Source organism: Exiguobacterium oxidotolerans JCM 12280, assembly GCF_000702625.1.
Classification (GTDB): domain Bacteria; phylum Bacillota; class Bacilli; order Exiguobacteriales; family Exiguobacteriaceae; genus Exiguobacterium_A; species Exiguobacterium_A oxidotolerans.
In genome coordinates this window covers 2986038-2999001 of the sequence record NZ_JNIS01000001.1, presented here as the reverse complement: position 1 = coordinate 2999001, position 12964 = coordinate 2986038, and the positions used below count along the sequence as shown (strand labels likewise).

At 49.4% G+C, this 12964-nt stretch carries 14 protein-coding genes; 8 read left to right on the top strand and 6 right to left on the bottom strand.

Annotation, left to right across the window (positions count from 1 at the left end; genetic code table 11):
* Nucleotides 1-9 precede the first annotated feature (9 nt).
* Nucleotides 10-1245, bottom strand: a complete 1236-nt coding sequence (locus P403_RS0115410; protein WP_029333582.1) for an MDR family MFS transporter — start codon at nucleotides 1243-1245, stop codon at nucleotides 10-12.
* A gap of 101 nt (nucleotides 1246-1346) precedes the next feature.
* On the opposite strand from P403_RS0115410, the gene P403_RS0115405 reads away from it, so the two are divergent.
* From P403_RS0115405 to P403_RS16685, 3 genes are all read left to right on the top strand, one after another.
* Nucleotides 1347-2972 (top strand): ABC transporter substrate-binding protein, encoded by a 1626-nt coding sequence (locus tag P403_RS0115405; protein ID WP_029333581.1) that lies wholly within the window; start codon nucleotides 1347-1349, stop codon nucleotides 2970-2972.
* A gap of 159 nt (nucleotides 2973-3131) precedes the next feature.
* Nucleotides 3132-4292 (top strand): globin domain-containing protein, encoded by a 1161-nt coding sequence (locus P403_RS0115400; RefSeq protein WP_029333580.1) that lies wholly within the window; start codon nucleotides 3132-3134, stop codon nucleotides 4290-4292.
* A gap of 175 nt (nucleotides 4293-4467) precedes the next feature.
* The gene (locus tag P403_RS16685) at nucleotides 4468-4641 is read left to right on the top strand and encodes a DUF6440 family protein (protein WP_167331097.1); all 174 of its coding nucleotides are present in this window, start codon (nucleotides 4468-4470) and stop codon (nucleotides 4639-4641) included.
* A 28-nt stretch (nucleotides 4642-4669) separates the two neighbouring features.
* Here the strand turns inward: P403_RS16685 and P403_RS0115390 are convergent, their stop codons facing one another.
* Nucleotides 4670-5173, bottom strand: a complete 504-nt coding sequence (locus P403_RS0115390; protein ID WP_029333579.1) for a DNA topology modulation protein — start codon at nucleotides 5171-5173, stop codon at nucleotides 4670-4672.
* A gap of 243 nt (nucleotides 5174-5416) precedes the next feature.
* Nucleotides 5417-6619 carry an MFS transporter gene (locus P403_RS0115380; RefSeq protein WP_029333578.1) on the bottom strand — a complete coding sequence of 401 codons (1203 nt, stop codon included), beginning with the start codon at nucleotides 6617-6619 and terminating at the stop codon, nucleotides 5417-5419.
* A 209-nt stretch (nucleotides 6620-6828) separates the two neighbouring features.
* Between P403_RS0115380 and P403_RS0115375 the strand changes: the two genes are divergently transcribed.
* On the top strand, nucleotides 6829-7131 hold the full coding sequence (locus P403_RS0115375; RefSeq protein ID WP_029333577.1) for a hypothetical protein: 303 nt from the start codon (nucleotides 6829-6831) through the stop codon (nucleotides 7129-7131).
* A gap of 316 nt (nucleotides 7132-7447) precedes the next feature.
* Nucleotides 7448-7969, top strand: a complete 522-nt coding sequence (locus P403_RS0115370; protein ID WP_051667438.1) for a hypothetical protein — start codon at nucleotides 7448-7450, stop codon at nucleotides 7967-7969.
* Between the two features lie 103 nt (nucleotides 7970-8072).
* Here P403_RS0115370 and P403_RS0115365 read toward each other — a convergent pair whose 3' ends face one another.
* Nucleotides 8073-8837 carry an SDR family NAD(P)-dependent oxidoreductase gene (locus P403_RS0115365; RefSeq protein ID WP_029333575.1) on the bottom strand — a complete coding sequence of 255 codons (765 nt, stop codon included), beginning with the start codon at nucleotides 8835-8837 and terminating at the stop codon, nucleotides 8073-8075.
* A gap of 76 nt (nucleotides 8838-8913) precedes the next feature.
* Between P403_RS0115365 and P403_RS0115360 the strand changes: the two genes are divergently transcribed.
* The gene (locus P403_RS0115360; protein ID WP_235195235.1) at nucleotides 8914-9315 is read left to right on the top strand and encodes a MerR family transcriptional regulator; all 402 of its coding nucleotides are present in this window, start codon (nucleotides 8914-8916) and stop codon (nucleotides 9313-9315) included.
* Here the strand turns inward: P403_RS0115360 and P403_RS0115355 are convergent.
* Nucleotides 9312-10388 carry a threonine aldolase family protein gene (locus tag P403_RS0115355; RefSeq protein WP_029333573.1) on the bottom strand — a complete coding sequence of 359 codons (1077 nt, stop codon included), beginning with the start codon at nucleotides 10386-10388 and terminating at the stop codon, nucleotides 9312-9314. The two genes, P403_RS0115360 and P403_RS0115355, sit on opposite strands and share 4 nt — an antisense overlap.
* Nucleotides 10389-10513: 125 nt before the next feature.
* Here P403_RS0115355 and P403_RS0115350 point away from each other — a divergent pair, with 125 nt between their 5' ends.
* Nucleotides 10514-11185 (top strand): hypothetical protein, encoded by a 672-nt coding sequence (locus P403_RS0115350; RefSeq protein WP_029333572.1) that lies wholly within the window; start codon nucleotides 10514-10516, stop codon nucleotides 11183-11185.
* A 201-nt stretch (nucleotides 11186-11386) separates the two neighbouring features.
* A complete protein-coding gene (locus P403_RS0115345; RefSeq protein ID WP_029333571.1) occupies nucleotides 11387-11683 on the top strand; it encodes a hypothetical protein in 297 nt (98 codons plus the stop codon).
* Between the two features lie 64 nt (nucleotides 11684-11747).
* On the opposite strand, the gene P403_RS0115340 is transcribed toward P403_RS0115345, so the two are convergent.
* Nucleotides 11748-12890 carry a GGDEF domain-containing protein gene (locus P403_RS0115340; protein ID WP_029333570.1) on the bottom strand — a complete coding sequence of 381 codons (1143 nt, stop codon included), beginning with the start codon at nucleotides 12888-12890 and terminating at the stop codon, nucleotides 11748-11750.
* Nucleotides 12891-12964: the final 74 nt, after the last annotated feature.

Sequence of the window (12964 nt, the reverse complement as noted above, 5' to 3'; positions counted from 1 at the left end):
CCTTTTTGATTACGAGACGTTTCGTTTCGTCTCGACGACTTCTTTCATATAAAGTCCCGAGTACGCTAAGACTAATCCGAGGAAGACAATCAATCCGATATAGACACTCATCATGAACGGGGCTAAAACCGCTCCGAGGATGATCGTCGAGCGTGAAATCAAGTCGGCCCCGGCGTGGGACGTCCCGGCAAAGGCCGAGTAGGCGCCGCGCTTATCTTCCGGCATCATGTTCGCTTTTTCAGCGTTTAACGTCGGGGAGTACAACAATTCCCCGATCGTCGCGATGAAGATGAACGTCAACAGGACGGTCATCGAATTCGCACTCGTGACGGTCATGTAACCGATCAGGTATAACGCCAGTCCGGCGATTAGCGTCTTCCGGCTAGAAAATCGGTTCGCGAGCCGTTGGATGAAAAACGTCAGACAGACGACGAGAATCGTATTTTCGATATTGATTAAACTGACCATCCGGACACCGTTGACGAGGAGACTACCAACTTCGACCGTCTTGAACTCGTCCGCAAGCCGGACGGCGACGTAACTGCCCATCGAAAATTCAGCGGCAAGGATACACATCGAACCGAGGACGACCTTGACGAACGGACGGTCGCGCCAGGCGATCCGGTAACTGTTCGTGATGTCGGTCAGGACGGACCGGAACGGCTGTTTCCGCCAGACGTGTTTCGATTCGTCGAGCAGGAAATGGTACGCGACCGGTAAGAGGAGCGACGTACACGTCAATAAGCTGAACAGGAACAGTCTGTTGCTGACGTAGAGCCAGCCTCCGAGTGCTGTCCCGAGTGCAATCGAGAGATTGATTAACCAGTAATCGATTGCGTAGACCGCCCGCCGGTTGTCGGGTGTCGTCGCGTCGATGATGATCGCCCCCATCGCCGGTCGGCCGATGTTACTCGTGACGGTAAAGATCGCATAGGCAATCGTGAAGGCAACCATCTGATTGACGGCAAGACTGATCGTCATCGTCAAGAACATCAATCCGGTTGCCGTCGTCGAGAGGACAAGCAGCCGTTTTCTCGGGAAACGGTCAGCGAGATATCCGCCAATCAAACCGATGAAGAAACTTAAAAAGACGGTACTGATTAAAAACAATCCGGCAATGACTTTGTTAAAGGCATCGACGAACAATAAAGCCATGAACGGCATGATGGCGAACGACACCGTCCGGTTAAAAAAGGATGTTACGAGTCTGACTTTAATTGGTTTAGGTATTTCTTTCCATTTCATATTGTCACCTTCCATTCTCTACCTGTATGATAAACAAGACAGATTAATTTAAAAACGGACATCGTCGCGAATCGATGTCCCCTTTTAGGAAGGAGCAGCTGATGGAAGGTTATCTCTTTACGTTATGGAAAAAGTGCCGCGACGGGCATTACACGATTCAGCAACTGGCCGATACGATCCATTTGAGTCCGAAGCAGACGAAACGGCATTTGACACGCTGGCAAGACGACGGTTGGCTGAACTACACGAGTGGTCAAGGGCGGGGACATTTATCGGAGCTCGTCTGGTTGCGCCACGTCGAGCGCGAACTGGCCCGGCAACTGCTCGAACGGATCGACCGCGAATCGATTGACGCCGTGACGGAGCAGCTCAGTTGGGACTGGTCCCCTGCTCAGACAGGGCGGTTCATGCGGCGGCTCGAACAAAAATTCGGTTATGTCCAAACGGCATCCGACGCTTTACTCATTCCGCGGAAACGCCCCTTCTTGACGGCACATCCGCTCGAAGCAGCCGATATCCATAGTGCCCACCTCGTCCAAAATGTCTTTAACCGCTTGTTTTGGATTGATGAAGACGGTCTGCTTAAAGGGGAACTTGCCCATCACTATGCCTGGCAAGGCAACACCTTGTCGCTTTATTTACGAAAAGACGTCCGCTTCCACGACGGTTCACTGATGACGAGTAAAGATGTCACAAAAAGTTTACGGGAACTGATCGCCTTTCCTGCTTACGCCTGGTCGTATCGCCACGTCGAACAGATTAAATCGAACGGACCGTACCGAGTCGACCTGATCCTTGATCAGCAACGGAACTCGATTTTACCGAAGCTTGCGACACTTCACACGAGCATTCATAAAGAAGGAATCGGGACCGGTCCGTTTCAGCTGACGCAACAAGATGATAAAAAAACCGTTTTACAGGCGTTCGCGAATTTTTACGGCGTCCGGGCGTTGCTCGACCGAATCGAGTTCATCCAGATGCCGGACGCTTATGACCCGGTCTACCGGACGTCATTATCGGAAACGGGTGCAACCGATACGATTGCCACCCAGTCGGGATTCGGACTGATTTTCTTGAATCCTCGTCCGGGCGGTGTCTTCGAAAGTGAGGAGGCGCGGCACTACATCCACCGCTTGATTGCTTCCGTCCGCCCTTTCATCACCGAGTTCAACGAGCGCGGTACACCGAACGTCCGCGGGTTTCTCGGTGAGTTTAGTCAAGAATATATCGTTCCCGATGGACCACCCGTCACGTTCGACCGGCCAATCCGGATTAAACTGACGGACTTCACGGAAAACGTCACCTACTGGTTATGTGAGATGTTCGACCGCCAGCACATCCCTTATGAATTCGTTCCGGTCGGGTTCAAAGAAAGTATTACCAATCTGCATGCCTTCGCTGACATCGATCTCGCGATCCACGCGGAAGTGTTCGAACGCAACTTGACGGTCGCATTCCATCAGTTCTTAACGAATGAATATTCTCCGCCGGCCAAGCTGTACCGTCAGATGCCGGAGATGGAGCGACGTATTCAGCAGTACGATGACACGCCGTTTGAAGACTGGATGCCGCTCCACCAGTCGTTCGAGCGCTACGTCATCGACGCCTCCTATTTCATCCCGCTGTTTGATGACACGCGACTCATTCCTTATCCGATCGAATTGCAAAACCTCGTCATCGATTCGTTCGGTTACCTCGACTTCTCAAAACTATGGATTCCGACTTGACCGCTGACACTAGTCAACGGTTTTTGTCCGTTTCTTGACGAATCGATGGCACGTTTGTGACAAAGTTCACTTTCTTTTTTAATCTAGTATTTTATATGTTGTATTTACGGACGAAAGCTCCAATACTGTGGGAGAACGAACTGAAAAGGAAGTGGTCTTATGTTAAACGTAGCAACGATCCAACTCATCAAGTCGACCGTCCCCGTTCTCGCGGAACACGGGCCAGCAATCACCCGTGTCTTTTATCAACGTTTATTTGAACGGCATCCGGAGATGACGCACATCTTTAACCAGACAAACCAAAAAACAAACCGTCAATCGCAAGCCCTCGCTCACGCGGTCTATGCGGCAGCAGAGAACATCGATCAACTCGACGTCTTAAAACCAACGCTCCTGCCCATCCTACATAAACACCGGAGCCTGCAAATCAAACCCGAGATGTACCCGATCGTCGGGACAGAACTGTTGCGCGCGATTGAAGAAGTCCTAGGCGACGCAGCGACCCCGGCAATCATCGACGCCTGGGGTCTCGCCTATCAGGAAATCGCTGATTTGTTCATAACGCTTGAAGCTGAACTTTATGCGCAAGACGAACAGGCAAAAGGCTTCACAGGATATCAGACCTTCACGGTGACGGCGATCATGCAGGAAGCGTCGGACATCAAGTCGTTTACCTTGCAGCCGGCACATGCGTTGACGTTATCGACCTTTACGCCGGGACAATACGTGACGCTCCGGATCAAAACACCGGCAGGACTGTGGCAAAACCGGCAGTACAGCTTAATCAACCGTCCTGGTGATGCGTTTTACACGATTGCCGTCAAGCGTGACGGAAGCGTCTCAAAACAATTGCATGACGAGACGAACGTTGGCGATACGGTCCTGCTTAGTGCACCGGCTGGTAATTTTGCGTTACCGGCTGGTCAAGCACCCGTCGTCCTGTTCGCTGGCGGAATCGGTCTGACACCGTTGCTTGCGATTGCCGACGCAGCGCTTGCGGCAAGTCGTTCCGTCACGCTTCACGTCGCGATTCAAGATGACCGCGACCGTGCCTTTTCGACGCACCTTGCAAGCCTGGAAACTGCCGGTGCAATCGTCATCCGTTATGCGGAACGGCAGGCACAAACAGGAACGATTTCCGGTCGTTTGACGGAAGAAGTCATTCAAAACGTCGACAAATCTGCAATCGCCTTCGTCTGCGGACCGGAAGCGATGATTCGGTTCGTCGCGTCGAACTGGCAAGGGGCGACGGAGCAACTGCATTACGAAGTATTCGGGCCGGTGCTTGCGTTTGAGGCGGAGACGGTCGGAGTAAACTAATCGAGTACCCGACTAAAAAAGACCGTTCCGACTGTGATTTTTGCAGTCAAAACGGTCTTTTTCCTTTCAAATTCAGTTATCTTAATAGTAAGAGAGAGCTATGTCCGCTGAAGAAATTAATTCTAGCTGTTTGTTCCTGGCTACACAGCTAAAATAAGAAGTAGACGAGTACAGAATGCGTGATAAACGGTTCGTGTTGAAATCAAAACAACACCTCAGTGGAGGCATCATCAAAATCGTCGTCGATACGCAGACAGGCGTAAATTATGTAATGACGAGCGGTCTCGGCATGAGCGGAATGACACCCTTGCTAGATCAGGATGGCAAGGTAGTGATTGATAAAAGTTAAATCGATTCGTACTTCAAACCAAATTGCATCAAAGCTGATCTAAAAACTTCTGTACGTCATGCTTCGACGACAAAATGACGACGTTTTTCTCATGTCGCACTTCATCGAGCTGGCGTAAGACACCCGGTCGCCGCGCTTTCGGGTACTGCCAGACCCACTTCAGGAACTGCCAGCTGAATTGTTCGATGCAGCCTTCCCCCATGTCCGGCCGTGTCCGGTTGCGGTACTTCAGATTACGTTTGATGACCCGGTACGCACAAACGGTCCGCGGCATGTCGAGAAAGATGACCGTATCGGCGGCGTCAAGCCGCATCCCGAGCGTTCCCCCGTAGTTTCCGTCAAGAACCCATTCCGGTTGTTCCATCAACTGCCGTTGCACCTCTATTTGCTCGTCTCGTGGGACGGCAACCCAATTCGGTTTCCAAAACAAGGCATCGAGATGTGACACCTTGATGCCGGTTCGTTCGTGCAATTGACGTCCGAACGTCGATTTGCCTGAACCGCCGGAACCGATGATGATGATTTTCTTCATTTCATTCCCCTCCTAAAACTCCGCATAAAAACAGACTGCCGGTTTACGGCAGTCCGTTTGTTTTTAGTCGACTTCAATTCGTCGCCATAACAGATTCAACAACACCGTCATCCCACTAATCGGAATTAAAAATAACAATGCTATCATCATCAGACCATCCATCGTCGCTATCCCCTTTTGTTCTTCTTTAATCAAGTGTACTGCGAAAGAAAACGCTTGCCCTCCACCTTAAGACCGATTTCCTTATCCTGCCTTGTCCTGACTGATATTACTAGCTGCGTGACGTGACGTAAGCAGCATCAAGCATACGGCCCCGATCAGTCCCGAACCACCAAAGAACAGAAAAACGTGTTCGATTGACAGGAAGGTCGTCAAATAACCGGATAAGACATAACAGACGGCAGAACAGAGCGTCGAGACGGCAACCATCGCCGAACGGACCCGTCCGAGCAGTAAATCCGGCGTCGTCTGCTGGAGCAGCGTCGAAAACGGAATCCCGAATAGACTAAGGGCAGCGCCAAGTAAAAAAAGACTGATGAAAGCGAGCGGCACGGTGTCCGTCAAACTGAGAACGATGATAAAGAAACCCTGTAACAACACGGACAGCCGGAACAGTCGACCGAGGGCGACTTGTTTCGCGAACCGGGCATAAAGCAGCGACATGAGAATCCCACCGATGACGAGCGCGAGCTCCAGTACCGAAAAGGTTTTTGCCCCCCCAGCGACGACGTCTTTCGCGAACGGCGCGAGTAACGTATTCGCGGGTGTAATCATCCAGTTGGCAATGACGGCGAATCCTAAGATTTGCATCAGTTGCCGGTCGCGTTTTAAATACGTCAGCCCTTCCGTCAAGGCGTCGATGTACCGGTTCTGTTGCCCTTCTCCTTCAGGTGCAGCAGACTTGATCGACAGGAGCAACAGCCAGGCTGCGCCATGCAGGACGGCTTCCATCAGTAAAATCGTCTCGATGGAAAAGCTCGCAATCAACACACCGCCAATCAAAAGACCGCTTAACGTGCCGATCCGGTCGAGTGTACTTAAATAGGCATTTGCGACCGGTAACCGGTCTGCTTCGACGAGGCGGGTCACGACTTTGAATGCCGTATTGCCGCCAATCGTCTGCAAAACCGTCTGAGCAATCAATAATGCAACCAGCAGTCCGATCGAGCCGGAAAAAAGTTGCAAGCCGATTGCCGTCAGAACTAATAGTCCCGTCCGGACGGCAACCGTCCCCTTGAGTAAGCGGACCGGGTCGACACGATCAATCCACGGACCACTAAAGGTCGCGACGACGAACCGCGTCAAAAAGACGGCGCCAATCAACAGGGCAAGCTGAAATGCCGTCAACCGTTCTGCACTCGTCCAGTAGATGGCGATATAGGAGATACTCGCACCGACGACGGCAAATAAATCAGATAGATAAAAATAGCGGAACACTTTAGGCACGTCGTTTCCTCCTTGATTTTATGTCACATGTTTCTTCATTTTACACTTATTTACATATCCTGTCGAAATGTTTTTTGACTTTTACAAATTCAAGACGGCGCGACATCTGGATGTCATCTAGAAGTCAAATTGTTATGTAGTTCTTACGGGACTGTAACGAGGTTTCACCGTCCCTTCCTTTATACTGAAATAGAAGGAGGTGACGATCCATGAAAATGTACACACGTATCGATCCGAACGATGAAGCAACTGAAGTTCCATCAGAAACGCGGCTTGGTTTCTATTTTTTACTGATTGTTTTACCGCTTGGTTTAGCCCACTTGGCTCAATCGCTCGTTCCTTCAACGGATCAACACCACTTGTTGTCGTTATCACTACTTACGTTTTTGGCGATTTTGTTATTTGCGATTCTCGGACATAAACATGATCGAAACGCAAAAGCGACGTTTTTCAGCTATGCCTTATTCTTAGGTGTCAGCTTACTTTCGACGCTTGCGATTCCAATCATTTAACTTAAAAAAAACGCCATTCCTCGCTTTGGGGGATGGCGTTTTCAGATTGTAGACAAACTCTGTGGAAAACGAGGAAAGCAACGAAAAAAAGACGCTTTTTAGGAGGTATTGTCTAATATCATTTTGTCTTCATAGTCAAACACTGCTCCTCGTTTTAGGGATGGCGCTTAAGCCGTTCATCGCTTTGAAAGCAGCGTAGCTCTATCTAAAAAATTAAATTCGCTACAGTGACGAAAATACACTTTGATATTTTTTAGATTAAGCGATTACAATTAATGGGATACTGATACATTCATAAGAAAGGATGCGCATCCCGTTGCATGAAGATACTCTAAAAGAATTTAGACCGAAAGGAATCGATTATATCGACAAGATGATGGTCAACCGCTTTCAGGCCATTCCCATCGATAAAGACGACGAAAAAATTGTCAATGTAATGGACGACCCTTTCATACCGCCTTATGAGACGATTTGTGGTGTTTACTGCATCTATCGGCGATCCATCCTGGATGTATTGCGTGGTCGTATTATGTCGTTCGAAAGCTACGAATTTAAAACCGCATTTACTGCCGATAAATTAATTGAAGAACAGCATGTGGAAGATGTTCTCGATTTTGCAACATTTGTCGTGATCGCTTCCGCGGATAAGGAAGCAATTTCGCATTACTTTATCGGCGGCGACTGCGAAAAACTCAACAGCATCTTAAACGTTTGCTCCGGTTATCCTGAAGGGACGAATGAAAAAACCTTTTCTCATACGATTCAACGCTTTAAGAAGGATATTACGACAGTCAAAAACATGGGTTACTTGGAAAATATAGTGTTTGAAAAGGCATAGGTATTCGACTGACTGTCAAAAGCGAGTGTAAATCACACACGCTTCAACAACCAAACGCAAAAACAAGCCTTCGCTCAAAAAGCGAAGGCTTGTTTTTTTACAATTAGTTCGAGTTCGCGCCACCGACGTACGTAAAGAGTGGTCCCCGTAGCTGGAAGGAATAATCTTCCGCATTGACGATCCCGACGATTGCGTCACTTTCGAGTAATTGATCGAGGAACGTCGCCATCTCTGCCGCAGTATGATACTGCGGGACATTTTTACTGTAATCGAATCCTGCCTCCCCGCGTGAACGATCGGCGAATTCGGTTTCCGTCGCTGCCGGTGCAAGGACTTTTGCCCGCAACTTCGCACCGGATTGTTGCAATTCTTGCGCAAGGCCTTCTGTGTAGGCACTGACATAGAACTTCGTCGCACAATACGTGACCGCATTCGGCACGATCCGGTAACCGCCGCCTGACGAGACGTTGAGGACGGTTGTCCCTTCGACGTCATGATGGTCGCGGACGTAGAGACTCGTCAGGACCGTCAATGCTTCGATGTTCAACCGAAGCATCTTCTCGATTTTTCCGATTTCGACGTCTTTGACGTTATCGAAATCACCGAATCCGGCGTTGTTGATCCACGTCTCAATCTCAAGGTGCTTGACGTCGTCATACAACTGATGCACGTTTTTCATCTCCGTCAAGTCGACTGAATGGAGGATGATGTCAAGTTCCGGATAGGTCTTCAGTAAATCATCCCGTAGTGCTTCGAGTTGATCGTTCCGCCGGGCGACGAGGACAAGCGATTTTCCTTTTGCGGCGAGAACTTTCGCTGTCTCAAACCCAATCCCTGAACTTGCTCCTGTAATGACTGTATACTTCATCTGTTTTTCCCCATTTCGTTTTGGTATAGTGAGAGTCTACTCCTTCGAGTGAACTCTAAGTCAAGCAGAAAAGGTGATGTTGATGTATTCCATCTCAGAAGTCAGTCGATTGACTGATACGAGTGCCCACACGATTCGTTATTACGAAAAGGAAGGACTGCTGTTTCCGGACCGGACGGCAAACGGCGTCCGCCAGTACGATGACAAGCACATCGACTGGCTCCGGTTCGTTCTCCGCCTGCGGGCGACACACATGCCGATTGACCAAATCCGGCAGTACGTCGCATTGTTCCGTGCTTCTTCAGACGATCATGATACAGCTCCGGACCGGCTCGCTTTGCTTGAACAGCACCAAACCCTTGTCCGGGCGCAGCTCGCCGAATTACAACTGACGGAACAAATGATCACCGAAAAAATCAGCAGCTACCATCGCCTACATCCGTCCATTCCCGGGAAACAGCCTTCTCAATCCCGTTAAGCAGAAAAGTCTGTCGACAAGCGGGCAATCAATTCGTCAAACGCATCGTTTGAAACCGCATCAAACGCGTCACCGAAACTGATTTCCGTCGAAAAGTATCCGTCGTGTTCGACGAGGTATCCGACGAGTCCAAGTCCGACTTCATCTTGGATGCGCGTCAATCGTGCGGCGACGTCTGCCACTTCACCATTAAAGTGGAGGTGGAACATGTTCGAGACCGGAACGCGTGGTGTCGTGAAAATGTTATCGATTGCGTTCAACCGCTCGGCGACGTGTTTTGCCTGCTCATAATAGTGCCCCATCCGGTCCTTGCGTTGCTCATAATAATAGTCGGACGAAATGACATAGGGATAAAGGCTGATCAAGTCACCCCCATAACGTCGTTTCCAAACCCGTGCTTCTGTCGTAAACGATTTTGGACCGGCAAGAATTGCACCGGCAATCCCGCCGATTCCTTTATAAAACGAGAGATAGACGCTGTCGAACAAACTTGCGACGTCGCTTGCCGGTTTGTCATAATACGGCAACAGTTCCAGTAGGCGGGCACCGTCGAGATGAAGGCGGATTCCCCGTTCCCGGCAGTAGGCGACAATCGCTTCTAGCTCGCTGAATGTTGGTGCGACCCCGCCGAGTTCCCGGTTCGGCAGTTCAAGTAAAAGACAGGCGATTTCCGGCAAGGCTTTAATCTCTTCAAGCGTCATCATCTCGTCCGGTCGCCCGACGAGGACCGGTTCAATCGGATGAAGCTGCCGTAAGCCATCCTGTTCATGTAGCTCTAAGTGACAAAGCGGATGGTAGGCGACGTGCCGATTATCCCGGTCATCGGACCAGATCCGTAACGCGATTTGCTGGGCCATCGTCCCGCTCGGGAAAAAGACGGCCGATTCATGCCCGAGCAATGCCGCGATTTTTTGTTCGAAATCGTTGATGACCGCCCCGTTGCCGTAGATGTCACTTCTCGTCTCGTCAGCGACATTCAGCAAGGCGTCTTTTAAGACACCGACGTTCCGCTTGCCGTGTCCACTGACCTGATGCCGCGCTGCTTGAAAACTTCTTCGTAATTCTTCCATCACAAAAAGCCCCCTATTATTTTTGTAAATAATGACTATATTTTGAAAAAACAAATAACAGACTGTACTTCTTTTGCTATACTCTTCCTAACGATTCATCCCGTTCAGCTCGAGAGAGGAGTAGGTCGATGCCCCAGTCATTTCGTTTAAAAGTCTGTTTGTACGTTTGTTTGACGTGTTTCCTTGTTTTACTCGCCCAATCCGTCCTCCCGTCCGTATATTCTTCGACTTTATCACTCTTACATAAAAAAACTGATTCCTCGTGCCTGGCGCGTTGTGGTGCGCAAGGCGACTCGTCCATCGTCTCCAGTGGCGACTCGTTCAACGTGGACAGTGGTGCTGTCGCCAACGTCGAATCAATCACGCCGAAAAAACCGCTCTTTCGGACGAGTTTCGACTCTTCCATCTCGGCTCCACCTTATATTCTCATCTTAATCGTTTTAAGCTTCGCGACGCTCGCCTTTTTTTATTATTACATCAAGATTTACCGACCGAGCCGGTTCCAACTCGCGGGGTTCGATTATGAGCATCACGTCACTGTCATCATCCAGCCGGATCATGATGTATCTTCCGAGCTAATTCGCGAACATATTCAATTTTTTAATTTTCGGCTACCGAAACATCTGCAGCGTTATGGTCATGAAACAATCACGGAGTGGTTCGAGCGGATTGGTTTCCCTTCACCCGTTGATCCGGGTTATTTCGAGGTTCGTTACGGCAACACGCATCAACTGAAAATCCATCAATTTACGTTTTTCAAACAAGCGACCGATGATTTTTTACGAAAGCACCACATGTAAGCAAACCGACATGACGAAGTGATGCATGAGCACGACTCCTGCCGCTTCGTTTTTTGATTTTCCCAATCCTCATCAAATTTCATTTTCTGTCGCTTTTCTGATATTTTCCGATAAAATTGGGTAATAACTACTATATAAGGCAAGCCGATATTTTTATTCAGGTTTGGACAGGTTTTTCGCAAGAGAGCGAGGTGAAACGGGATGATTTCAGCAAAGGAAGCATACTTTATAAAAAATGGATTGAATGAGCAATTTGAGGATCCCCGAATCGACTGCGACTTTTCTATTTTCTCGCTCGAACCATTCCAACTCCTATTACACGTACATGATGCAGACATGGATGAACTGAGTACCGAGATTCGTTACGGGCTAAGTCGTAAAATCCGTTCACAACTCCATCAACTCGATGCTAAACTGGGTGGAACACCGATCAACGTCGTGTTTGTGGTTTCTGCACCGTTAATTTCCGACAATTCGTACTGTGTGATTTTACATTGAATTCATTCAAAAAAAGGCAACAGCTTCCGCGGAAGCTGTTGCCTTTTACGATTACGCTCCATATTCAACTCGCATCGTGACGGACGAGCTGATTTTTCCCCGCTGCTTTTGCCGCATACAGTGCCATGTCGGCGCGATCAATTAAATGAATCTCTGTTAACGTATCATCCGGCTGAACGGTCGCCATCCCTAAACTGACACTGACTTGGCACAGGGGCGTATACCGTTCATGAGGTAACTTCAAGTCGAGAATCCCTGTCCGGATCCGCTCGGCGACAAGCTCACCTTGTGCCGACTGGCCCGAGAGAACGACTGCAAACTCCTCACCGCCGTACCGGGCGACGTGTCCGAACGGTCCAGCTTGTTTCTTCAGGACACTCGCGACCTGTTTCAGACAGGCATCCCCTTGTAAGTGCCCATACGTATCGTTATACAGTTTAAAGGCATCGACGTCGAGCAGGATGAGCGTCACTTCTGAAGCGGAAAGCCGCGCCTCTTCAAAGACACGCTCGAGGTGTTCGTCGAACGCCCGCCGGTTCGGGATCCCCGTCAAACTATCGTGCAGCGACCGGCGAATCAAGGCACGTTTACTGCGTTCGAGCCGAAACGTCTGCAAAAAGGCAAACAAAATCAAGACGGCGACACTTAACACGATGACGATGACCCATTTCGCAGAGGAGGAGGCCGCTTTTGACCGGTTTGTCGCCGACATGACAATCTGTTCGATTTCAGCCCGGATTTTAATGTCGATCGGGCGAAATTGATTGATGTACGCCATGCCGTCGTAACGATTCCGCTCGGCTTCGATTAGATTGTCTTGTTGAATATACATAAGTTGCCGTTGATAAAAGGCATCGGTCTGTTGCAGGAGCGGCACCGCCTCTTTCTGTAAAATCCGGCGCATCGTCGGATCACGATCGTCGAGCTGCTCTAACGCTTCAAGCGATGCCTGCAGGTTCACACGCGTCGTTTGGAATTGTTCGAAGTCTTGCTGACGTCGTTCCAGGTAATAGCTCCGCACCGTTAATTCTTGATCGAGCAGTAAAGGAAACAATTGGGATGCTGTATTCGAAATCGGAATCGCTTCTGCAAGAATCCGGTCGTTCTCCCGCTCGATATTAGAAAACGCAGTGTAACTCCAAATACTTGTAAACATCAATGAAAACAAAGCCGTCATTAAGAACCATTGCAATGCGGAAAATTTCACGTCCAGTCAGACCTCTCTCTTTATACGCTCTCGCAAGAACGAGAACGATTCAATTCATCACCTCTTTATCGGCA